Origin of the sequence: Streptomyces drozdowiczii, from assembly GCF_026167665.1 — a bacterium.
Classification (GTDB): Bacteria; Actinomycetota; Actinomycetes; order Streptomycetales; family Streptomycetaceae; genus Streptomyces; species Streptomyces drozdowiczii_A.
Map to the genome: position 1 here is coordinate 3,311,301 of NZ_CP098740.1, position 22,080 is coordinate 3,333,380.

Annotated in this window: 14 protein-coding genes and 4 tRNA genes; 8 read left to right on the forward strand and 10 right to left on the reverse strand. The window is 70.6% G+C overall.

Annotated features, from left to right (window positions below):
- Positions 1-86: 86 nt before the first annotated feature.
- From NEH16_RS15000 to NEH16_RS15025, 6 genes are all read right to left on the reverse strand, one after another.
- Positions 87-659 (reverse strand): FG-GAP repeat domain-containing protein, encoded by a 573-nt coding sequence (locus NEH16_RS15000; RefSeq protein WP_265547197.1) that lies wholly within the window; start codon positions 657-659, stop codon positions 87-89.
- Between the two features lie 314 nt (positions 660-973).
- The gene (locus tag NEH16_RS15005; RefSeq protein ID WP_265542827.1) at positions 974-2,221 is read right to left on the reverse strand and encodes a hypothetical protein; all 1,248 of its coding nucleotides are present in this window, start codon (positions 2,219-2,221) and stop codon (positions 974-976) included.
- 41 nt (positions 2,222-2,262) lie between these two features.
- A complete protein-coding gene (locus NEH16_RS15010; RefSeq protein WP_265542829.1) occupies positions 2,263-5,283 on the reverse strand; it encodes an FG-GAP-like repeat-containing protein in 3,021 nt (1,006 codons plus the stop codon).
- Between the two features lie 259 nt (positions 5,284-5,542).
- Positions 5,543-7,603 carry a DEAD/DEAH box helicase gene (locus tag NEH16_RS15015; protein ID WP_265542831.1) on the reverse strand — a complete coding sequence of 687 codons (2,061 nt, stop codon included), beginning with the start codon at positions 7,601-7,603 and terminating at the stop codon, positions 5,543-5,545.
- 240 nt (positions 7,604-7,843) lie between these two features.
- Positions 7,844-8,428 carry a hypothetical protein gene (locus NEH16_RS15020; RefSeq protein ID WP_265542832.1) on the reverse strand — a complete coding sequence of 195 codons (585 nt, stop codon included), beginning with the start codon at positions 8,426-8,428 and terminating at the stop codon, positions 7,844-7,846.
- A 135-nt stretch (positions 8,429-8,563) separates the two neighbouring features.
- Positions 8,564-8,914, reverse strand: coding sequence for a metallopeptidase family protein (locus tag NEH16_RS15025; protein WP_018101725.1), 351 nt, complete (start codon positions 8,912-8,914; stop codon positions 8,564-8,566).
- Positions 8,915-8,999: 85 nt separating this feature from the next.
- On the opposite strand from NEH16_RS15025, the gene NEH16_RS15030 reads away from it, so the two are divergent.
- From NEH16_RS15030 to NEH16_RS15055, 6 genes are all read left to right on the forward strand, one after another.
- Entirely contained in the window at positions 9,000-10,505 is a 1,506-nt protein-coding gene (locus NEH16_RS15030; protein ID WP_265542834.1) for a metallophosphoesterase family protein, read from the forward strand.
- An 80-nt stretch (positions 10,506-10,585) separates the two neighbouring features.
- Positions 10,586-10,658: transfer RNA gene (locus NEH16_RS15035), tRNA-Glu, on the forward strand.
- A 38-nt stretch (positions 10,659-10,696) separates the two neighbouring features.
- Positions 10,697-10,771: transfer RNA gene (locus NEH16_RS15040), tRNA-Asp, on the forward strand.
- 24 nt (positions 10,772-10,795) lie between these two features.
- Positions 10,796-10,869 (forward strand) — tRNA-Phe (locus NEH16_RS15045).
- Positions 10,870-10,972: 103 nt separating this feature from the next.
- Entirely contained in the window at positions 10,973-14,893 is a 3,921-nt protein-coding gene (gene hrpA, locus NEH16_RS15050) for an ATP-dependent RNA helicase HrpA (RefSeq protein ID WP_265542836.1), read from the forward strand.
- Between the two features lie 105 nt (positions 14,894-14,998).
- Positions 14,999-15,073 (forward strand) — tRNA-Asp (locus NEH16_RS15055).
- 798 nt (positions 15,074-15,871) lie between these two features.
- Here the strand turns inward: NEH16_RS15055 and bldC are convergent.
- Both bldC and NEH16_RS15065 read right to left on the reverse strand, forming a co-directional pair.
- Complete coding sequence (bldC, locus tag NEH16_RS15060) at positions 15,872-16,078, reverse strand: developmental transcriptional regulator BldC (RefSeq protein WP_003949541.1); 207 nt, start codon at positions 16,076-16,078, stop codon at positions 15,872-15,874.
- Positions 16,079-16,612: 534 nt separating this feature from the next.
- Positions 16,613-17,458, reverse strand: a complete 846-nt coding sequence (locus NEH16_RS15065; RefSeq protein ID WP_073966785.1) for a hypothetical protein — start codon at positions 17,456-17,458, stop codon at positions 16,613-16,615.
- Positions 17,459-17,635: 177 nt separating this feature from the next.
- Here NEH16_RS15065 and NEH16_RS15070 point away from each other — a divergent pair, with 177 nt between their 5' ends.
- Together NEH16_RS15070 and NEH16_RS15075 are read left to right on the forward strand one after the other, a co-directional pair.
- Positions 17,636-18,727, forward strand: a complete 1,092-nt coding sequence (locus NEH16_RS15070; RefSeq protein ID WP_073966784.1) for a Leu/Phe/Val dehydrogenase — start codon at positions 17,636-17,638, stop codon at positions 18,725-18,727.
- Positions 18,728-19,017: 290 nt separating this feature from the next.
- Positions 19,018-19,275 carry a DUF3073 domain-containing protein gene (locus NEH16_RS15075; protein WP_073966783.1) on the forward strand — a complete coding sequence of 86 codons (258 nt, stop codon included), beginning with the start codon at positions 19,018-19,020 and terminating at the stop codon, positions 19,273-19,275.
- A 126-nt stretch (positions 19,276-19,401) separates the two neighbouring features.
- On the opposite strand, the gene purM is transcribed toward NEH16_RS15075, so the two are convergent.
- Positions 19,402-20,475, reverse strand: a complete 1,074-nt coding sequence (purM, locus tag NEH16_RS15080) for a phosphoribosylformylglycinamidine cyclo-ligase (protein WP_265542842.1) — start codon at positions 20,473-20,475, stop codon at positions 19,402-19,404.
- A gap of 60 nt (positions 20,476-20,535) precedes the next feature.
- On the reverse strand, positions 20,536-22,062 hold the full coding sequence (gene purF / locus NEH16_RS15085) for an amidophosphoribosyltransferase (protein WP_073966781.1): 1,527 nt from the start codon (positions 22,060-22,062) through the stop codon (positions 20,536-20,538).
- Between the last annotated feature and the right edge of the window lie 18 nt (positions 22,063-22,080).

Here is a 22,080-nt window from a genome sequence, read left to right on the forward strand (position 1 = left end):
CCCCGAGCATAGCCCGCCCCGGCCGCGCAGCCGATCGGGTATCGGCGGCGCGGCCCCGTCGCCGGGGTGGGGGCGGGCTCAGAGGGTCAGAAGATCCCCTTGTACGTCTGCCAGCCGGTGGCGATCTGCGTACGGGCTCCGAATGAGCCCTTGCCGTTGCCGTTGTTCCGGAACAGCTTGCCCGCCGAGTCGCGTACGACGATGTCGTTCCGGCCGTCGCCGTTCAGGTCGCCGACGCCGACCATCGTGTTGTACGAGCGGCCCCAGTCGGTGAACACCTTCACGCGCGCGGCGAAGCGGCCGTTGCCGAGGCCGTTGTAGCGCCACAGGCCGCCGTTGCGGTCGTGGCCGAGCAGGTCGGGGATGCCGTCGCCGGTGATGTCGCCCACGCCGGTGATCTGGGCGTACGTCCGCCAGTCGGTGTTGATCCTCGTCTTCGGGAGGAACTTCCCGGCGGCCGTGCCCGCGTAGAAGTAGATGTCGCCGGTGGACGTCTGACGGGCCACGAGGTCGGCCCGCCCGTCTCCGTTCAGGTCGCCGGGCGACGTCAGCACGTCGTACTGCTGCCAGCCGCCGCCGATCACGGTGTGCTTGCCGGTCGGCTTGTAGCCGGAGGTCCCGCAGTTGCCCTCGTACCGGCGCAGTTCGCCGCCGGGCATCCGGACGAACAGCTCGGAGCAGCGATCGCTGCCGGTGTCCGCGACGGGCACGGCGAGGGTGCCGGCCGGCCAGCCGGAACCGGACGCCTTGCCGCTGAAGGCGCCACCGGGCTGGCCGAACTGGATGGTCAGGTCGCCGGAGGAGTTGAGGGTGACCAGGTCTCCGTTGCCGTAACGACCCTGGTCGTGGAAGCCCGGCGTGCCGCCGTCGACCGTGATGGTCCCGGTGGTGGTGTACTTCGCCGAACCGTCCTCGGGCGTCGCCGTCAGGGTCCAGGTGTGCCGGCCGTTGCCCGTGTACTTGCCCGCGTCCGTCAGGCCGTCCCAGTTGACGTCCGCCTCGGTCCCGTCACCCCCTTGAGGGTGCGCACCGTGCGGCCCGTCCAGTCCTTGACGGTGTACGTCCAGGTGACGGGCTTGTTGAACTGCCAGGTGCTGTTCCACGCCTCGAGGCCGTTCACACCCTTGATGTCCATGTACGCGTCGCCGACATCGGAGGCGATCTTCGCGAGGGGCTGCGCGGGCACTCCGCTGTTCACGATGTGCAGGGTCTGCGCGGCGTCGAGATACGCGATGTCGCCGCCGAATTTGTCCACGGCCCAGGTCAGCCGTCGCTGGTCGGCGGTCTTCCCTGCGGGGAGCGCCGCAATCGCGCGCGGGGCGGCCGCCTTGCCCGTGTGGAAGTCGGTGAGCAGCAGCTCGCCCGCGCTCCGGTCGTGCCGGACGAGGTAGCCGTCGCCGACGAGGGCGGGCCCGGACGGCACGGTGAACGACTTCTTCGCCGTACGGTCGTACACGCCCGCGGCACCGGTCGTCCCGCAGTTCCAGTACACCCAGCGGCCGACCGCGTGCACCTCCTTGATCACGCACGGAGCGCCGGTGGCCGCCGTCTCCACGACCTTCTTCGTCTGCAGGTCGGTCGCGGTGAGCGCCCCGGTGGCGGTGGTCGCCGCCCACAGCGCGGTCCCCCAGACGGAGGCCGCGCTCGGGGTGCGGACGATGGGGTCGGCGGTCGAGGTGTAGCCCGGGTACATGGCCGCGCGCTGCTTGGCGGGGGAACCGCCGTTGACGACGTAGGCGCGCCCGGTCATGTCCACGACCTTGGCGGTGCCCGCGGGGTACTTGACGTCACCGCCGCGGTACGCGTTCCCGGGAGCCCAGAACTTCACCGACTCGGTGCCGGCGTCGTCGCCGTCGACGGACACCGTGCCGACGTCACCGTGGCCCGAGGCCATGAGGTAGACGCATGCGCCGTTGTCGCAGGGCACCGTCCTGAGGTACGCGCCGTTGGCGTACGTCCCGGCGAAGACACGGCTCTCGCGCGCCCCCACGGTCGTGGCGTCGGCGGACACCTGCCGGTCGTACACCATGCGGTCGCCGGAGGGGCTCTGCTCCGCCGTCACCAGCCGTCCGCCCGCGAAGTCGAGGCCGTAGACCCCGGTCGTCGCCACGGTGGCCGGGGCGGGGTCGGCGGCGCTCGCCGGTACGGCGGCCGTGGCGAGGACGGTCGCCCCGGCCACGGCGCCCACGAGCGCGACGCGCCCGCGTATGAACACGGTCAAGAGAAGTTCCTTTCCGGGAAGCCCGGATGTCGAGCAATTGATCAGAAGAGGTTCTTGTACATCTGCCAGCTGCCGCCGACCTTGGTACGCGCTGCCAGCGCGCCCTTGCCGTCGCCGCGGTAGCTCCACAGCACGCCGGACGTGTCGCGGGCCAGCAGGTCCGCGCGGCCGTCGCCGTTCAGGTCGCCGGAGCCGACCATCGTGTCGTACATGGTCCAGCCGTACCCGATCTTGGTACGGGTGCCGAGTGTGCCCTTGCCGGTGGCCGGGTAGCGCCACACGTCGCCCGAGCGGTCGCGGGCCACCAGGTCGCCCTTGCCGTCGCCGTCCAGGTCGCCCATGCCGGCCAGGAGGTACCCCTGCCAGCCGTAGCCGATCTTGACCCGGGGCTCGAAGAGGCCGTTGCCCTTGCCCTGGTAGAAGTACAGGTCGCCCGCGGGCGTCCGGCCGAGCAGGTCGGCGCGCCCGTCACCCGACATGTCGCCGGGCGAGGTCAGGGCGTCGAACATGTTCCAGCCGGTGCCGATCTTCGTGTACGGCGTGGTGGGCTTGAGCGCTGCCCCGCAGCCCGGCTTGTACGCGCGCAGCTCGCCCGCCTTCGTACGGACCAGCACGTCGTTGCACCGGTCGCCGCTGATGTCCTCGAACGGCACGGCGGCGGTCACGGTGTTGCCGCCCGTCCAGCCGGTGCCCGACACCTTGTCCTCGACCCGCCCGGCCCCGGTCCCGGTACCGGCCCGCCAGTCGGCCTGCCCCGCCGAGGTGAACGCGAGCAGGTCCCCGTACCCGTCGTTCCCCACGTAGTCCCGTGCCACGGCTGCCGCTCCGGAGACCTTCACCGTCCCGGAAGCGGTCAGGGCGGCACCCCGGCCGTCGGCGGGCTTCGCGGTCAGCGTCCAGCTGTACGCGCCATTGGCCGCGAACCGGCCACCCGCGTCCTTGCCGTCCCACCCGGCCTTCACCAGGCCCCGCACCTCACCACCGGCCAGCGTGCGGACCGTGGTCCCCGTCGCGGCGTTCCGCAGCGTCAGCTGCCAGGACGACGCGGGCTTCGACAGCCACCAGCGGGGTGACCAGGGAGCGCTCGCGACGTTCACCGATGCCGCGGCGTCGACGTCGCGGACGGACAGTGCGGAGGCCGTCACACCGGACGGGACCACATGCACCCTGCCGTCCGTGTCGGCGAAGGCGAGCGGGCCGCCGAACCGGTCGACGGTCCAGCCCTCGCCCTGCGCGGGATTGGCCGGCCGCCCGACGACGTGGGTGCCCGTCGTGCCCCGCACATCGGTGACGGAGAGGACCCCGTCCTTCTCCCATCCGACGTAGCCGTCACCGAGCATCGCGTCCCCGTGGGCGGGGAGGCGGACCGACTTCTTCGTGACGGTGCCGTAGACGCCGGAGGTGCCGGTCGCGCACTCCCAGTAGAGGTCGGTGCCGTTGGCGCGAAGATCCGTGAGGTCGCAGTCGCCGACGTCGACGCTGCGGACGTTCTCTCCGGTGCGTACGTCGAGCGCTTGGACGACGCCCTGCGAGGCACCCTCCACCCACAGCGTGGATCCGTCGATCGCGAACGCCGGCATGTACGCGTTCTGGGCGGGGCCCGTGTAGACCGGCTTCCCGCTGTCCAGATCGATGACCTGCAGGCGCGGGCTGTGGTCCTCCGAAGACGGTCCGGGAATCCGTGCCACGGTGTAGCGGCCGGAAGCCTGCATCGTGTCGTGCGGCTGCTGGTACGTGGGCTGGTCGTTGACCTTCCGGGCCGGCAGGGACGCCGACTCGTCGAGGACGCTCAGCCCCGTGCCGTTGATGCCCTGGTACGCCAGCCGGCCGTCACCGGTGGACTGGACCTCCTCGCACCAGTCCCAGTCACAGCCCGCGTACTGGTTGAACAGCCCCCGGTCCACGCGCGGACCGGCCGTCGGACCGCCGCTCGGCGAGACGTCGGTCCGGCGCAGCCGCGCCTGGCCGAACGGGATCCTGTCGACGGTGTGCAGGCGCCCCTGAGCCATGCTCATGCCTTCGACGACGGTGGCGATCGCGGCGACGTCGGCCACCTTCGCCGTGGTGACCCTGCCTTCCGCGCCCGCCCGCAGCGCGTACACGGAACTGGTCGCGTCCTGACTCCCGCTCGCCCTGCCCAGCAGCATCGTTCCGTCGGGCTCGACCACCGGGATCGCCGCGGCACGGTCGAGGACCACGCGCTCCGGGCCACCGGTCACCGGGACCGCGAGGACGGTGTGGTCGGTCGCGGTATCCCCGCCGGTCGCCGACGGCCGGGTGTACAGGACCTCGTCGCCGACCACGCCGAGCAGTTTCTCGTCACCCCCATCTGTGAGGGTGATCTCGTGGGCGGGCTTCGAGAGGTCCGTCAGGTCCCACACGCGGTAGGTACCCGTGTTGCCGAACCGCTGGACCACCCGCTGTCCTCCGGGCGCCACCCAGCTGTCGAGGAGGGCCGTCGGGTGCAGTCCCGACCCGTCCAGCCGGTACACGACCCGTCGGCTGTTCACAGTCGCCTCGACGAACACGCCGTCCGCGCTGCCGTGCTCCTGGACGTACAGCGACCTGGCCCCGTCCGGCAGTCCGGCCACCGGGGTCTCCACCACCTGGCCGTTCTCCCAGGACAGCTGACGCAGTCCCGGCTTGCCCTCGGTGGTGGCGGTCGTGACGACCGTGGCGCCGTAGGTGCCGGCGTAGCGCCACCCCGAGGGGATCGGCAGGGACCACTCCTGCCCGGTCCGCATGTCCCGCTGGACGGGCGACACCAAACCGGTGAAGGTCACGACGTCCGTGCCCGCCACTGCGGCGACCCGCTGCTTGTCCGGCACCGGGACAGCTCGCGTGGACCCGTCGGCGTACGAGGTCCAGTTGTAGCCCTCTCCTGCCTGCCCCCACAGATACCCGGTCGCCCCGGCGCCCACGAGGCGGCCCGCGTTGGGGTTCTGGTTCTGCTCCGCGGGGATGACGAGCCCGGCGGGCGGTGCAGCCTCCGCGCCGGCGGAGGGAGGCACGAACGCCGCCCCGATCCCCAGCGCCGCGATCATCGCTACAGCACTTCTCACGGCCGTACGGCGTCTCAAGACGAGCCCCTCCTGGGTGCTTCAAGAGCATGAGGAGGACGCGGCAGCATGTGCCGCGGTCTGTGCGAAGTGAAAGCCCCCCGGCCCCAACCCCCATGCGATTCAGGTGACATTAACAGCAGCCGCGCATGCACCGGTAGCCAGATTCGAACTCGTTCAAAGAACAATGCCGCGAACAAACGAAAGCGGGCCCGTCCTCGAAGGACGGGCCCGCTTCATCAGGTCAGAGACCTACGGTCGATCAGCCGTTGCGCTTCCAGCGCGGCTTGTCGTCGCGGCGGCCGAAGGAGCCGGTGCTGGTGCCGGTCGAACGGTGGTCGTCGCGGCGGCCGTTCGGGCGGTCGCCGCCGGAGCGGAAGCCGCCCGACGGACGGTCGTCACGGCGGTCGCGGTTGAACGGACGGTCGCCGCCGCCGGAGCGGAAGCCACCCGAGGGGCGGTCGTCACGGCGCTGGAAGCCACCGCGGTCGTCACGGCGCTCGAAGGAGCGGCCGCCGCGGTCGTCCCGGCGGTCGCCGCCGGAGCGGAAGCCACCGGACGGACGGTCGTCACGACGGTCGCGGTTGAACGAAGGACGGTCGTCACGGCGCTCGAAGGGACGGCCGCCGCGGTCGTCCCGGCGGTCGCGGTTGAACGACGGGCGCTCGTCGCGACGGTCGTTGCCCCGGTAGCCGCCCGACGGGCGGTCGTCGCGGCGGAACGGACGGTCGCCCCGGTCGCCCCGGTCGTCGCGGCGGTCGTTGCCCCGGTAGCCACCGCGGTTGTCGCGGCGCTCGTAGTTGCCCCGCTCGTCGCGGCGGTCCTCGCGCACGGCCGGCTGCTCCGGCACGGAGGCGGCGGCAGCCGCGAGGGCGGCCTCGGCCTCGGCGGTGACCTCGGCCACGGCGGCCTCGGGGTCGTCGCCGCGCTCACGGGCGGCACGCGCCACCAGGCGGTCGGCCTCCTCGCGGAGCTCGACGGCGCGGCGCTGGGCGCGCTCCAGCTGCTTGGTCAGCTCGGCGGCCTCGCGCTCGGCCTGCTTCGCGGCGTTGTTCGCGGAGTCGGCCTGGACCTCGGTGAGCGAACGGGCGCCGGTGATCTCGGCGACCTCCGGCTCGAAGACGCCCGCGCCCTGCACGATGTGGCGCGAGGCGTCGACGCCCGCGTCCTCCATCAGGCGGAAGATCTGGCGGCGCTGGTGCGGCAGGGCCAGCGAGACGACCACACCGGACTTGCCGGCCCGGGCGGTACGGCCCGAGCGGTGCAGGTAGTCCTTGTGGTCACCGGCCGGGTCCACGTTCAGGACCAGGTCGATGCCGTCGACGTGGATACCGCGCGCGGCGACGTCGGTCGCGACGAGCGCGTTGACGTAACCCTTCTTGAAGTCCTCCAGGACCCGGGTGCGCGCGCCCTGCGTCATGCCGCCGTGCAGCGCGTCCGCCTTGACGCCCGCGTCGACGAGCTGCTCGGCGATGCGGTCGGCGCCCAGCTGGGTGCGGACGAAGATGATCGTGCGGCCCTTGCGGGCGGCGATCGCGGAGGTGACCGGCGCCTTGTCCTTCGGCTTCACGACGAGGACGTGGTGCGACATCGTCGAGACGTTGCCCTGGGCGGAGTCGACCTCGTGGGTGACCGGGTTGCTCAGGTAGCGCTTGACCAGCGTGCCGATCTCGTTCTCCATGGTGGCGGAGAAGAGCATGCGCTGGCCGCCCTCGGGGATCTGGTCCAGCAGCTCGGTGACCTCGGGCAGGAAGCCCAGGTCGGACATCTGGTCGGCCTCGTCGAGGACGGCGACCTGGACGTTCTCCAGCGAGCACGCGCCGCGGTTGATGATGTCGCGCAGCCGGCCCGGGGTGGCGACGAGGATGTCGACGCCGCGCTCCAGCGCGTAGATCTGGTTGCCCATCGACGTACCGCCGCAGACGACCTTCATCTTCAGGCCGAGCACGTCGCCGTACGGCTGAAGCGCGTCCGCGACCTGCATCGCGAGCTCACGGGTCGGGGTGAGGATGATCGCGCGGGGCTTCTTCTTCTCGGTGTGGCCGTCCGCCAGGGCGGAGAGGGTCGGCAGACCGAAGGAGAGGGTCTTGCCGGAGCCGGTACGGCCACGGCCGAGGATGTCCTTGCCGGCCAGGGCGTCCGGGATGGTCGCCGCCTGGATCGGGAAGGGCGTGGTCACACCGTTCTGCGCGAGCTTGCGGACGATGCCCTCGGGCAGGCCCAGGTCGGCGAAGGTGACGGTCGGCTCGGAAGCCTCGGCGGTCTCGGCCACGACGGCCTCGGCGACAGCGGTGAGCTCGTCGTTCTCGACGTTCTCGGGCATGACGGTGTGGTCAGAACTGGAAATTGACATGCGAAATGCGAAACCTTCCGGAGTCTCGGCACGCGCCCATAACTCCGTGATTTCGCAATGTCGACCGCCTCAATGCGGTCCAGCCACGGCAAGGGAGAGTACGCGCCACACGGCGCTCTTCTGTGTCGGCGCCGGGCAATGGGATCAAACGATCTACCACCATACGCACTCCCACCCCCATCGCGCAAGCCGCCCCCTTCCGCCCTCCCCTCAGGCCGGTCCCACCTGGGGTGATGCCTCCGGCGTACGCAGCTCCGCCACCTCGTCCGGCCACCCCAGGGCGTCGGTACGGAACTGAGCGGCCGGAGACGCCGAGGGCGCCGGAGGCGCGGGCTCCGAGGGCTCCGGCTCGGGCTCCTGCGGGTCCGGCGGCGCGGGCGTGTCCGCCGGGTCCTGCGGACCGGGTACGGGATCGGGGTCGGCCGGCGCCGAGGGCTCCGGCGGCGCGGACTCGGCCGGCCCCGCCGGTACGGAGGGACGGGCGGGTCGGTTCCGGCCGGCCCCCTTCTCCGCCCCGCCCGCCCCGTCGGCGGCCGGCGCGCTCCCGGAGGGCGACGCGGATGCGCTCGCCCCGGCACCCCGGCGCTCCGACTGCGCACCGGCGCCGCCGTACCGGGAGTGCCCGGTCCCCGTCACCGTGGAGCCGTTCGGCTCGACCGCGGTGCCCTTCGGCGCGGCGGACCGCGAGGGCGCCGGTTCCGCCCCGTCGGAGCCGACGCTCATACAGCCGGTGGACGTGGCGAGCGTGACAGCGGTGACCGCTGCCCAGCGGACGGGGGCGGGGAACTGGCGCACGGGGGCACCTCCGGGGACGCGAGAAGGACGGGGCCTGACATGAACGAGCCGGGTGCGTTGTGCCCAACTCCCTTGACCCCGCCCGGGACACGCCCGCCGGGCCGACACCTTTCCCACGGGCGCCCCGCACCCGGCTCACCCGTAGCCGAGCGCGTGCAGCCTCTCGTCGTCGATGCCGAAGTGGTGGGCGATCTCGTGGACGACGGTGATCTCCGTCTCGGCCACCACGTCCTCGCGCGTCTCGCACATCCGCAGCGTCGGACCCCGGTAGATCGTGATCCGGTCCGGCAGCACGCCCGCGTACCACTCACCGCGCTCGGTCAGCGGCGTGCCCTCGTAGAGCCCGAGCAGCTCCGGGTCGTCGGACTCCGGCTCGTCCTCGACGAAGACCGCGACGTTGTCCATCAGCCGGGTCAGCTCCGGCGGAATCCGGTCCAGTGCCTCGGCGACCAGTTCCTCGAACGCTTCCCGCGTCATCTCCAGCACCCGGCCATTGTCCCGTACCGCCACCCGGCCCGCCCAGGCCCCGCACCCGGGCATACCCGCACGGCGACTGGGGCAGGGGCACCCAATGGCCCGCGCCCGACTCCCCTTCCGCCGCCCGATACCCCGCCGCGCCACCGAGGGACCCTTCGCCGCCTCCCGCCCGTTCGGCATGGTCGTCGTGGTGCTGTTCGGCGCCTGGCTCGGGCTGCTCGCGGTGGGCAGCGTCCGGACGACCGTGGGGCCGATGGACACGACGATGACCCTGCGGCCCTCGCTCAGCGGCGGCACCAAGATCAACGTCTCCCCGCTCGGCGCCCTGGAGCTGGACTCGCACCACGCCCCGGTCCGCCTCGACGTGGACGTGGACCGGCTCGACCCGGTCCGCTCCCAGGCCCTGGTCCAGCACCCCGAACGGCTGGCCGGGCTGGAGGACGAGGTCACGTCGGACGTCACGTCGGGCACCCGAGAGCTGGCCCTGCGCTCCTGCGTGGCGGTGGTGACCGGGGCGACGGCGCTGGGCCTCGCGGTCTACCGCCGGCCGCGCCGGGCCCTGGCCGCCGGGGGCCTGGCCCTCGCGCTGCTGGCCGCGTCCGGCGTCGGCGCGTACGCCACCTGGAACCCGAAGTCGGTCCTGGAGCCCAAGTTCTCCGGGCTGCTCTCCAGCGCTCCTTCGGTCGTCGGCGACGCCCGCTCGATCGTCAGCGACTTCGACGTCTACCAGCAGGAACTGGCCCGCCTGGTCACCAACGTCACCAAGCTGTACGACGCCACCTCGACGCTCCCCGTCTACAGCCCGGACCCGGCGACCCTGCGCGTCCTGCACGTCTCGGACGTCCATCTGAACCCGGCCGCGTGGCACATCATCGGCTCGCTCGTGGAGCAGTACGACATCGACGTGATCATCGACTCCGGCGACACGATGGACCACGGCACCGCCGTCGAGAACAGCTTCCTGGACCCCATCGCCGACCTCGGCGCCCCCTATGTCTGGGTGCGCGGGAACCACGACTCCCCGGTGACGCAGAAGTACCTGTCCGACAAGAAGCGCTTCCCGAACGTCCACGTCCTGGACCAGGGCCGGGCCGTGACCGTCGGCGGGCTGCGGGTCGCCGGGATCGGGGACCCGCAGTTCACCCCGGACCGGACGGGCCCCGAGCAGGCGGCGGACGTCCAGAGCGTGGCCGGTCGCACGCTCGCCGCCGCCCTGCGCGAGCAGCAGCGGTCCGGCACCCCCGTCGACATCGCCGTCGCCCATGAGCCGGAGGCGGTGAAGGAGACGGACGGCGAGGTGCCGCTGGCGCTGGCGGGCCATGTGCACCACCGGCAGAACGAGGTCCTGAAGGGCGGCACCCGGCTGATGATCGAGGGCTCCACGGGCGGCGGCGGGCTGCGGGCCGTCCAGAACAAGAAGCCGGAACAGGTGCTCGCGTCGGTGCTCTACCTGGACCGCTCCACCCGCCGCCTGCAAGCCTGGGACGAGATCACCCTGGGCGGTCTCGGACTGACGACGGCCGAGGTCAGCCGCCATCTGCCGGAGCGGAAGCCCGCCCTCACGAGCCCGTCCCCGACCGGCCCCACCCCGTCCCCGTAAACCGTTTTGGCGAACGCCCCCGGCATCCCATATGCTTCTCACGTCCCCGACGCGCTGCAAGGCGCGCAGGTGGGCCCTTAGCCCTCATCGTCTAGTGGCCCAGGACGCCGCCCTTTCAAGGCGGTAGCACGGGTTCGAATCCCGTTGGGGGCACGCTTGAACGTGTGCGAGACTTGTCTCGCACATTGCTTGGTCCTGTGGAGCAGTTAGGAGTGCTCGCCACCCTGTCAAGGTGGAGGCCGCGGGTTCAAATCCCGTCAGGACCGCTGAGGTTTCACGTGAAACCTTGTGGCTGGGTAGCTCAGTTGGTACGAGCGATCGCCTGAAAAGCGATAGGTCGCCGGTTCGATCCCGGCCCCAGCCACTTCCCGAAGACCCCGTCCATCGGACGGGGTCTTCGCCGTTCCGGACGGCCGCCCGAAATGGGTTCGCCCTTCGTCCGGCCCGGGTGAGATCCTGGGATCCGTATGTCTACTTCCTTCGCCGATCTCCAGTCCCGGCTCGCGCAGCTCTCGCTCCGCGACGCGAACCGGCTCGGCCGCCGCCTCGAAGGCGCCCGCCGCATCCGCAAGCCCGAGGCCCAGCGGGCCGTGCTGGACGAGATCGCCGCCCAGGCGGACAAGTCAGCCGGGCGGCTCGAACAGCGGGCCGGCCGGATGCCCGCCCTCTCGTACCCCGAACAGCTTCCGGTCAGCCAGAAGAAGGACGAGATCCTGGAGGCGATACGCGACCACCAGGTCGTGATCGTCGCCGGTGAGACCGGCTCCGGCAAGACCACCCAGATCCCCAAGATCTGCATGGAGCTGGGCCGGGGCCTCCGGGGCATGATCGGGCACACCCAGCCGCGCCGGATCGCCGCGCGCACGGTGGCCGAGCGGATCGCCGACGAGTTGAAGACACCGCTCGGCGAGACCGTCGGCTGGAAGGTCCGCTTCACCGACCAGGTGAACCCGGACGCGACCTTCGTCAAGCTGATGACGGACGGCATCCTGCTCGCCGAGATCCAGACGGACCGCGAGCTGCTCGCCTACGACACGATCATCATCGACGAGGCCCACGAGCGGTCCCTGAACATCGACTTCCTGCTCGGCTATCTGGCCCGGCTGCTGCCCAGGCGCCCCGATCTGAAGGTCGTCGTCACCTCCGCGACCATCGACCCGGAACGCTTCTCGCGCCATTTCGGCGACGCCCCGATCATCGAGGTCAGCGGGCGTACGTACCCGGTCGAGGTGCGCTACCGACCGTTGCTCGAAGAAGACGGCGACGACGCCGACCGGGACCAGATCACCGCGATCTGCGACGCCGTGGACGAGCTCCAGGGCGAGGGCCCCGGCGACGTCCTGGTCTTCCTCTCCGGCGAGCGCGAGATCCGCGACACCGCTGACGCGCTCGGCAAACGGAACCTGCGCAACACCGAGGTACTCCCCCTCTACGCGCGCCTGTCGCACGCCGAGCAGCACCGGGTGTTCCAGCGCCACACCGGCCGCAGGATCGTGCTGGCCACCAACGTCGCCGAGACCTCGCTGACCGTCCCGGGCATCAAGTACGTGATCGACCCGGGCACCGCCCGCATCTCCCGCTACAGCCACCGCACCAAGGTGCAGCGGCTGCCGATCGAGCGGATCTCGCAGGCCAGCGCCAACCAGCGCAAGGGCCGCTGCGGCCGCACCTCGGACGGCATCTGCATCCGGCTGTACTCCGAGGACGACTTCCTGACCCGCCCGGAGTTCACCGACGCGGAGATCCTGCGGACGAACCTGGCCTCCGTCATCCTCCAGATGACCGCCGCCGGCCTCGGTGACATCGAGAAGTTCCCCTTCATCGACCCGCCGGACCACCGCAACATCCGCGACGGCGTGCAGCTCCTCCAGGAGCTCGGCGCGCTCGACCCCGCGGAGAAGGACCCGAAGAAGCGGCTCACCCCGCTCGGCCGCAAGCTCTCGCAGCTGCCGGTGGACCCGCGCCTGGCCCGTATGGTCGTGGAGGCCGACCGCAACGGCTGCGTACGCGAGGTCATGGTCATCGCCGCCGCGCTCTCCATCCAGGACCCGCGCGAGCGGCCCTCCGACAAGCAGACGCAGGCCGACCAGCAGCACGCCCGGTTCAAGGACGAGACCTCCGACTTCCTGGCCTTCCTGAACCTGTGGCGCTACATCCGCGAGCAGCAGAAGGAGCGCGGCTCCTCCAGCTTCCGCCGGATGTGCAAGCAGGAGTATCTGAACTTCCTCCGCATCCGCGAGTGGCAGGACATCTACGCCCAGCTGCGGTCCGTCGCCAAGCAGATGGGCATCGAGCTCAACGAAGAGGACGCCCCCGAGCAGTCGGTGCACACCTCGCTGCTCGCCGGTCTGCTGTCGCACATCGGTCTCAAGGACACCGAGAAGAACGAGTACCTGGGCGCTCGCAGCGCCAAGTTCGCGATCTTCCCCGGTTCCGCGCTGTTCAAGAAGCAGCCGCGGTTCGTGATGTCGGCGGAGCTGGTGGAGACGTCCCGGCTCTGGGCGCGGGTCAACGCCAAGGTCGAGCCGGAGTGGATCGAGCCGCTGGCCCAGCATCTGCTGAAGCGCACCTACAGCGAGCCGCACTGGGAGAAGGACCAGGCCGCGGTGATGGCGTACGAGCGGGTCACGCTGTACGGCGTGCCGATCGTCGCCCAGCGCAAGATCAATTTCGGCCGGATCGACCAGGAGACCTCGCGGGACCTCTTCATCCGCAACGCCCTGGTCGAGGGCGACTGGCGCACGCACCACCAGTTCTTCCACGACAACCGCAAACTGCTCGGCGAGGTCGAGGAGCTGGAGCACCGCGCCCGGCGCCGCGACATCCTCGTGGACGACGAGACGCTGTTCGACTTCTACGACCAGCGCATCCCCGAACACATCGTCTCCGGCGCCCACTTCGACTCCTGGTGGAAGCACAAGCGGCGCGACGAGCCGGACGCGCTCGACTTCGAGCGCTCGATGCTCATCAACGAGAAGGCCGGGGCCGTCACCAAGGACGACTACCCGGACTCCTGGCGGCAGGGGAAGCTCAAGTTCCGGGTGACCTATCAGTTCGAGCCGGGCGCGGACGCCGACGGGGTGACCGTCCACATTCCGCTCCAGGTGCTGAACCAGGTCACGTCGGAGGGCTTCGACTGGCAGATCCCGGGCCTGCGCGAGGAGGTCGTCACCGAGCTGATCCGCTCGCTGCCGAAGCCGATCCGCCGGCACTACGTGCCCGCGCCGAACTACGCGGACAAGTTCCTGGACCGGGCCGTGCCCCTCCAGGAGCCGCTGCCGGTGACGCTGGCCCGGGAGCTCCAGCGGATGGTGGGGGTCCCGGTCACCGCGGACGACTTCGACCTGAGCCGGGTCCCGGACCACCTCAAGATCACCTTCCGGATCGTGGACGAGCGGCGCCGCAGGGTCGCCGAGGACAAGGACCTGGAGGCCCTGAAGCTCCGGCTGCGCCCGAAGGCCCGGCAGGCCCTCTCCAAGGCCGCCGCGGCCACCGCGGGGCCCTCCGGCGAGTCCATCGAGCGTTCGGGCCTGAAGGACTGGACGATCGGCACGCTGAACAAGGTCTTCGAGACCCGGCGGGCCGGCCAGCCGGTCAAGGCGTATCCCGCGCTCGTCGACCAGGGCGAGACCGTCGCCGTACACCTCTTCGACACGGAGGCCGAGCAGGCGCAGGCGATGTGGCGGGGCACCCGGAAGCTGATCCTGCTGAACATCCCGGTGAACCCGGCGAAGTTCGCCTCGGACAAGCTGACGAACCAGCAGAAGCTGGCCCTGTCCCGCAATCCGCACGGCTCGATCCAGGCCCTGTTCGACGACTGCGCGACGGCGGCCGCCGACCGGCTGATCGCGGCGCACGGCGGCCCGGCCTGGGACGAGGCGTCGTTCCGGGCGCTCTACGACAAGGTGCGCGCGGACCTGGTGGACCTGACCGTGCGCACGATCGGCCAGGTGCAGCAGATCCTGGCGGCCTGGCAGGCGTGCGAGCGCCGGCTGAAGGCCACCAACAGCCTGGTCCTGATCAACAACGTCACGGACGTACGCGACCACCTGGCGCGCCTGATGCCGCCCGGCTTCGTCACCGCGACCGGACTGCGCCGGCTGCCCGACCTGATGCGCTACCTGGTCGCGGAGGACCGCCGGCTCCAGCAGATGCCGACCAACGTCCAGCGCGACACCACGCGCATGGAGAAGGTCCACGAGATGCAGGACGAGTACGCCTGGCTGCTGGAGCAGCTGCCCAAGGGCCGCCCCGTCCCGCAGGAGGTGCTGGACATCCGGTGGATGATCGAGGAGCTGCGGGTGAGCTACTTCGCGCACGCCCTCGGCACCGCGTTCCCCGTCTCGGACAAGCGCATCGTGAAGGCGATCGACGCCGCCGCGCCCTAACGCACATCCGTAACGGGACCGCCACCCGCGGTGAGTTCGACCGCAACCGCTGAACTCCTGTACAGTCTGGTCTCGCAGCCGGACGCGAGGAAGGCAGCGAAACCTGGTCCTGTGGAGCAGTTAGGAGTGCTCGCCACCCTGTCAAGGTGGAGGCCGCGGGTTCAAATCCCGTCAGGACCGCAGAACGAAAGCCCGGATCGCATCGATCCGGGCTTTCGCGCGTCTTGACCGCAGTGTCCGCCGACGAGTACTCAGAACCCAGGGGCCGCCCCCGGATTCACGGAGCGGGGCGGCGCGCATCCACCGGGAGGTGGCGCGATGGGGGCATCCACGGGCGAGAGCCGGCGCGAGCGGGCACCCGGCTGCTGAGGCTCACCGCGGAGCCCGTGACGGCCTCGCAGGCCGCCCGGACGCCCGTCCGGCCCGCCGGACCACCCGAGCCGCCCACGAGGCACCGGTGGGCCCCCGTACGGCCTTCGCGAGGCGGGGACGTAAGTCCTCCCACGACATGACTTTCGGCGCCGCCGTCGGCTTCCTCACAGTGACAGGCTCGTAGTTGGCAACACTCGTGCGGTGTGACGGGTGTCACTGAATCAGTTTTGAGAAGGGGGGCCTTTACACCCTTCCTACAACTAGCGAATTTAATATGTGCAATTGCACCTCCCGGAGGGATGTCCTCCGATTACCCCCGCACCGCCTGCGGACACCTCGGGCGACCCCGTCGGCGCGGCGCCCGGCCGCCGGGCCGGGCTGCGCAAACGGCGCCGTAAGCCGACGGGGAGCGGGTGCAAGGCGGAGCCGGTCCGGGCGCAAAAAAATCGCGCTGGACCCGGCGGAGTCCAGCGCGATCGGATGACATGACCCGTGTGACACAGGTATGGCGCCCGTTGGGGCGGGCGCCCGTCATATGGAGCTATGGGTGAGCAAGTGGGTTGGGGGACCCAAAAGCCCAGGTGTGACGGGGTGACAGGGGGTTTGTCAGGCCTCGCTGCGCTGCTGCGGAATACCCGCAAGCAGTGCGCGGACCTCTGCCTCGCGGTACCGGCGATGCCCACCGAGCGTGCGGATGGACGTGAGCTTGCCTGCCTTCGCCCAACGGGTAACCGTCTTCGGGTCCACGCGGAACATCGTGGCAACCTCAGCCGGGGTCAGCAGCGGCTCGGCATCAGGGGTGCGAGCGGTCATGAGCGGCCTCCTCGGGAGAACCGAACCATCTCGGTTCTTTCCTCTAAATTCTGCACCTTGACCCACGTTGCCCGAAATGGCGGACGCGGGCCGAGTCGGTTATAGGACGAACGGCTTGTCCTCGGCACTACAACTACACCATCCGTCCAGCCACGTCGGCCAAACCGATGGAATTGCCCTCCCAGGTGTTCATCAGCGACGGAAAGCCGATGGACCATGCCATAGCGGACAGTCACACCACCGTGACGATCAGTCACAGAGCGATCAGGAGCCATCAGACCCCCCATAGCGTGCAATGCTGAGCGATCCGCCCATACATGGACGGATGGAGTCCTCGCCGGACTCCTTGTCCTATTTTGGCACGAGGGGTGGGGAAGGGCGCAAGGGCCCCGTAAGTGCTATCCATCACGGTTGAGGCAAAGGCCCGGTTCGGGACGTAGGTCCCGCCGCCCCTCCGGACGCTTCCGCCCCTTCACTCACACGCGTCACACCCGACACCGGTTCACGAGCCGTCCGTCCAGGGCGTCCCGGCGGTCAGTTGGCGAACTGACGGTCCCTTACGGCCCGCCAGCGCTCCGCGAGCCGCGCATACGCCTCGGCGGCCCGCTCCGCGTCCCCCGCCCGCAGCGCGGCGATCCCCTCCGCCACGTCGGCGGCGCTCCGGTCGACGCTGAGCTCCCGCTCCGGCAGCGCGTGCACGAGCCCGCCGTAGTCCAGCTCCACGAGCGAGCGCGGGTGGAACTCCTCCAGCCACCGCCCGATGTCCACGAGCCCCGCCGTCAGCGGGCCCTCGTCCATCGTCTCCCGCAGCGTCCGCAGCGACCTGGCGAGACGGCGCCGCGCCTCGACCATCGGCGTCCGGTACCGGAACACCGGAGGCTCCCCGTCCGGTCCGGCCACCACATGCTCCCGCTCTTCGTCCGCGAAGAGCACGAACCAGCGCACCGGAACCTGCCACACCGCCGTCCTGATCCACGGCCGGGCGTCCGGATTGCGCTCCGCCCACCGCTCGTGGTCGGCCAGCGCCTGGCCCCGCACCACCGGCGGCAGCACCGCGTCGAGCACCGGCCCGGGGAACAGCTCCGCCAGCCCGTCCAGCGCCAGCCAGCCGCGCAGCCGGGTCCGCCACGGACACACGCACACCACGCCGTCCACCTCGGCCACGAACGCGTCGGCGCTCTCGTGCGCCGGCACACCGGCGGGCGGGGTCGCCACCAAGTCGGCCAGCGAGCGCCTGAGTTCGTCCTGTGCCGTGGGCATCCGGTCGCGGGCCGCGTAGCGGGCCCAGTGGGCGCGCTCGCCCTCCGGGAAGGCCGCCAGTGGCTCGTACACCCGGAGGTAGGACGCGTAGGGAACCAGCACCGAAGACACCACCGACATGCGGTGATCGTGTCACGCCTGTCCCCCGGTAGGGGGTGATCCTTGGCACTGGAACAGATCTACGTGGGGGTAGGACTTACGCTCTTGCCCAGCCGGGCCGTCCGTACGGCCGGTCCGGCGGGCTCTCCCCACCTTCAGGAGGGTCTTTCCGCCGCTTCGTACTTGGGAGTCACCACAGTGACCGATGTGACCGGCGCGCCTGTCGATGTCCTGCACACCCTGTTCCACTCGGACCAGGGCGGACACGAACAAGTCGTCCTCTGCCAGGACCGGGCCAGCGGCCTCAAGGCCGTCATCGCCCTCCACTCCACCGCCCTGGGCCCCGCTCTCGGCGGCACCCGCTTCTACCCGTACGCCTCCGAGGCCGAGGCCGTCGCCGACGCGCTGAACCTCGCGCGCGGCATGTCGTACAAGAACGCCCTGGCCGGGCTCGACCACGGCGGCGGCAAGGCCGTCATCATCGGCGACCCCGAGCAGATCAAGAGCGAGGAACTGCTGCTGGCCTACGGCCGGTTCGTCGCCTCGCTCGGCGGCCGGTACGTGACGGCCTGCGACGTCGGCACCTACGTCGCCGACATGGACGTCGTGGCGCGCGAGTGCCGCTGGACCACCGGCCGCTCCCCCGAGAACGGCGGCGCCGGCGACTCGTCGGTGCTCACCGCGTACGGCGTCTTCCAGGGCATGCGGGCCTCGGCCCAGCACCTCTGGGGGGACCCGACGCTGCGTGGCCGAAAAGTGGGGGTCGCCGGTGTCGGCAAGGTCGGCCACTACCTGGTCGAGCACCTGCTCGCGGACGGCGCCGAGGTCGTGATCACCGATGTGCGCGAGGAGTCCGTGCGCCGGATCACCGACAAGCACCCCGAGGTCGCCGTCGCGGCGGACACCGCGGCGCTGATCCGTACCGAGGGCCTGGACATCTACGCCCCGTGCGCGCTGGGCGGCGCGCTCAACGACGAGACCGTGCCGGTGCTCACCGCGAAGGTGGTGTGCGGCGCGGCCAACAACCAGCTCGCGCACCCGGGCGTCGAGAAGGACCTCGCCGACCGCGCGATCCTGTACGCGCCCGACTACGTGGTGAACGCGGGCGGGGTCATCCAGGTCGCCGACGAGCTGCACGGCTTCGACTTCGACCGGTGCAAGGCGAAGGCCACGAGGATCTTCGACACCACGCTGGCCATATTCGCACGCGCAAAGGAGGACGGCATTCCGCCGGCCGCGGCGGCCGACCGGATCGCCGAACAGCGGATGGCGGATGCGCGTCGCCGCTGAGCCGGCACCCCTCCGTGGGGCGGCGGCCCGCCGACCGGCGAGACAAGACTCACGCCGGTCGGCGGGTCGCCTGCCGATAAGAGGTTAAAATCGCAGTTGACCAGCGAGGACGGGGCGTCTCGAGGGTCCTCTTCCGTGGCGCGTGATGCGGGCGGCGTACCGTATGGCCGCGGAAGCAGGTACCGTTAAAGCTCTACAGGCACGGTCTCTCTGCCGAGAGTCCGTCCTGAAACATGAACGCGTGTCAAGACTCTGGGGCCGTCGAGCCCCGTCACCGAGGGGGTCGAGCCATGGGGCGCGGCCGGGCAAAGGCCAAGCAGACCAAGGTCGCCCGCCAGCTGAAATACAGCACCGGCGGGACGGACCTGTCGCGTCTGGCCAGTGAGCTGGGCGCATCGACTTCGAGTCAGCCACCGAACGCGGAGCCGTTCGAGGACGACGACGAAGAAGATGACCCGTACGCACAGTACGCGGATCTGTACAACAACGACGAGGACGAGGACGAGAACGACCAGTCCGGTCCGTCGTCCAAGCGCCGCGGCGCTTGACCTCGCGCTGACACATCACCCCGGTTCGGAGCTTCTCCGGACCGGGTTTTGTGCTGTCTGCGTACGGGAAGGGCGAGGCGGCCGCCGGTGACCGGCCGGGCCCCTCGGCCCGACCGGTGTCCCCGATCAGCGTGCGTACGAACCCACCAGCTCGGCGCCGGTCGCGTGGTCGCCCCGGGCGGTGATCTCGCCGGCGACCCAGGAGTCGACACCCCGGTCGGCCAGCGTCGTCAGGGCCGCGTCCACGGACTCGGCGGGGACGACCGCGATCATGCCGACGCCCATGTTGAGCGTCTTCTCCAGCTCCAGCTGCTCGACCCGGCCGGCCTTGCCGACGAGGTCGAACACCGCGCCCGGGGTCCACGTCGAGCGGTCCACCGTCGCGTGCAGGTCGTCCGGGATGACCCGGGCCAGGTTGTTGGCCAGGCCGCCGCCGGTGACGTGGCTGAAGCCGTGCACCTCGGTCGTACGGGTGAGGGCCAGGCAGTCCAGCGAGTAGATCCGGGTCGGCTCCAGGAGCTCCTCGCCCAGGGTCCGGCCGAACTCCTCGACCTGGCGGTCCAGCGTCCAGCCGGCCCGGTCGAACACGACGTGGCGGACGAGCGAGTACCCGTTCGAGTGAAGCCCGGAGGACGCCATGGCGATCACGGTGTCGCCCTCGCGGATGCGGTCGGGGCCCAGCAGGCGGTCGGCCTCGACCACGCCCGTACCCGCTCCGGCCACGTCGAAATCGTCCGCGCCCAGCAGACCCGGGTGCTCGGCGGTCTCGCCGCCGACCAGCGCGCAGCCGGCCAGTACACAGCCCTCGGCGATGCCCTTGACGATGGCCGCGACACGCTCGGGGTGCACCTTGCCGACACAGATGTAGTCGGTCATGAACAGCGGCTCGGCGCCGCAGACGACGAGGTCGTCCACGACCATGCCGACGAGGTCGTGACCGATCGTGTCGTACACGCCCATCTGGCGGGCGAGGTCGACCTTGGTGCCGACGCCGTCCGTGGCGGAGGCCAGGAGCGGGCGCTCGTAGCGCTTGAGCGCCGAGGCGTCGAAGAGGCCGGCGAAGCCGCCGAGGCCGCCGAGACCCGCGACCTCGGGGCGCTGCGTCTTCTTCACCCACTCCTTCATCAGCTCGACGGCGCGGTCGCCGGCCTCGATGTCGACGCCCGCTGCCGCGTAGGAAGCACCTGTTGTCTCAGACATTGCCTGGGATCTTTCGTGTGGAGATACGGGGCTGGGGGAAGGGCTGCCGGACGGTCCGGGTCACGGACGCCGCAGCGCGTCGGACGCCGCGGTCGCCGCGGGGCCCGCCGCCAGCTCGGTCTCCAGCAGCTGCTTGCCGAGCAGCTCCGGGTCCGGGAGCTCCATCGGGTACTCGCCGTCGAAGCAGGCGCGGCACAGGTTCGGCTTGTCGATCGTCGTCGCCTCGATCATCGAGTCGATCGAGATGTACGCGAGCGAGTCGGCGCCCATCGACGTGCCGATCTCCTCGACGGACATGCCGTTGGCGATCAGCTCGGCGCGGGTCGCGAAGTCGATGCCGAAGAAGCAGGGCCACTTCACCGGCGGGGACGAGATCCGGATGTGGATCTCGGCGGCGCCGGCCTCACGGAGCATCCGGACCAGTGCGCGCTGGGTGTTGCCGCGGACGATCGAGTCGTCCACGACCACCAGGCGCTTGCCCTTGATGACTTCCTTGAGCGGGTTCAGCTTGAGGCGGATGCCCAGCTGGCGGATGGTCTGGGAGGGCTGGATGAAGGTCCGGCCGACGTAGGCGTTCTTCACCAGACCGGCGCCGAACGGAATCCCGCTGGCCTCCGCGTAACCGATGGCGGCCGGGGTGCCGGACTCCGGCGTCGCTATGACCAGATCCGCCTCGACGGGCGCCTCGGCGGCCAGCTTGCGGCCCATCTCCACCCGGGAGAGGTAGACGTTGCGGCCCGCGATGTCGGTGTCGGGGCGCGCCAGGTAGACGTACTCGAAGACACAGCCCTTGGGCTTCGCTTCCGCGAATCGCGAGGTACGCAGACCGTTCTCGTCGATGGCGACCATCTCGCCCGGCTCGATCTCGCGCACGAAGCTGGCGCCGCAGATGTCGAGGGCGGCGGACTCCGAGGCGACGACCCAGCCGCGCTCCAGGCGGCCGAGGACCAGCGGGCGGATGCCCTGCGGGTCACGGGCGGCGTAGAGCGTGTGCTCGTCCATGAAGACCAGGGAGAAGGCGCCCCGCACCTCGGGAAGCACCTTGGCGGCGGCCTCCTCGATGGTCAGCGGCTTGCCGTCGTCGTCGGTCTGGCCGGCGAGCAGCGCGGTCACCAGATCGGTGTCGTTGGTCGCGGCGACCTGGGTGGCGCGGCCGTCCTTGCGCGGGAGGTCGGCGACCATCTCCGCGAGCTGGGCCGTGTTGACCAGGTTCCCGTTGTGACCGAGGGCGATCGAGCCGTGCGCAGTCGCACGGAACGTCGGCTGCGCGTTCTCCCACACCGAGGCACCGGTGGTGGAGTAGCGGGCATGACCGACCGCGATATGGCCCTGGAGCGATCCCAGGGAGGTTTCGTCGAAGACCTGCGAGACCAGTCCCATGTCCTTGAAGACCAGGATCTGGGACCCGTTGCTCACTGCGATGCCCGCGGACTCCTGTCCACGGTGCTGCAGGGCATACAGTCCGAAATAGGTGAGCTTGGCGACCTCTTCGCCCGGAGCCCAGACACCGAAGACGCCGCAAGCGTCCTGGGGGCCTTTCTCTCCGGGGAGCAGGTCGTGGTTGAGTCGTCCATCACCACGAGGCACGCCATCGAGTGTAGGGGA

What these genes read in the sequence shown, in the direction of transcription:
- NEH16_RS15000 (WP_265547197.1), bottom strand. Translation starts at nt 659, where the DNA reads ATGCCCGGCGGCGAACTGCGCCGGTACGAGGGCAACTGCGGGACCTCC.
- NEH16_RS15015 (WP_265542831.1), bottom strand. Translation starts at nt 7,603, where the DNA reads ATGCCCGAGAACGTCGAGAACGACGAGCTCACCGCTGTCGCCGAGGCC.
- NEH16_RS15030 (WP_265542834.1), top strand. Translation starts at nt 9,000, where the DNA reads ATGGCCCGCGCCCGACTCCCCTTCCGCCGCCCGATACCCCGCCGCGCC.
- hrpA (WP_265542836.1), top strand. Translation starts at nt 10,973, where the DNA reads ATGTCTACTTCCTTCGCCGATCTCCAGTCCCGGCTCGCGCAGCTCTCG.
- bldC (WP_003949541.1), bottom strand. Translation starts at nt 16,078, where the DNA reads ATGACCGCTCGCACCCCTGATGCCGAGCCGCTGCTGACCCCGGCTGAG.
- NEH16_RS15065 (WP_073966785.1), bottom strand. Translation starts at nt 17,458, where the DNA reads ATGTCGGTGGTGTCTTCGGTGCTGGTTCCCTACGCGTCCTACCTCCGG.
- NEH16_RS15075 (WP_073966783.1), top strand. Translation starts at nt 19,018, where the DNA reads ATGGGGCGCGGCCGGGCAAAGGCCAAGCAGACCAAGGTCGCCCGCCAG.
- purM (WP_265542842.1), bottom strand. Translation starts at nt 20,475, where the DNA reads ATGTCTGAGACAACAGGTGCTTCCTACGCGGCAGCGGGCGTCGACATC.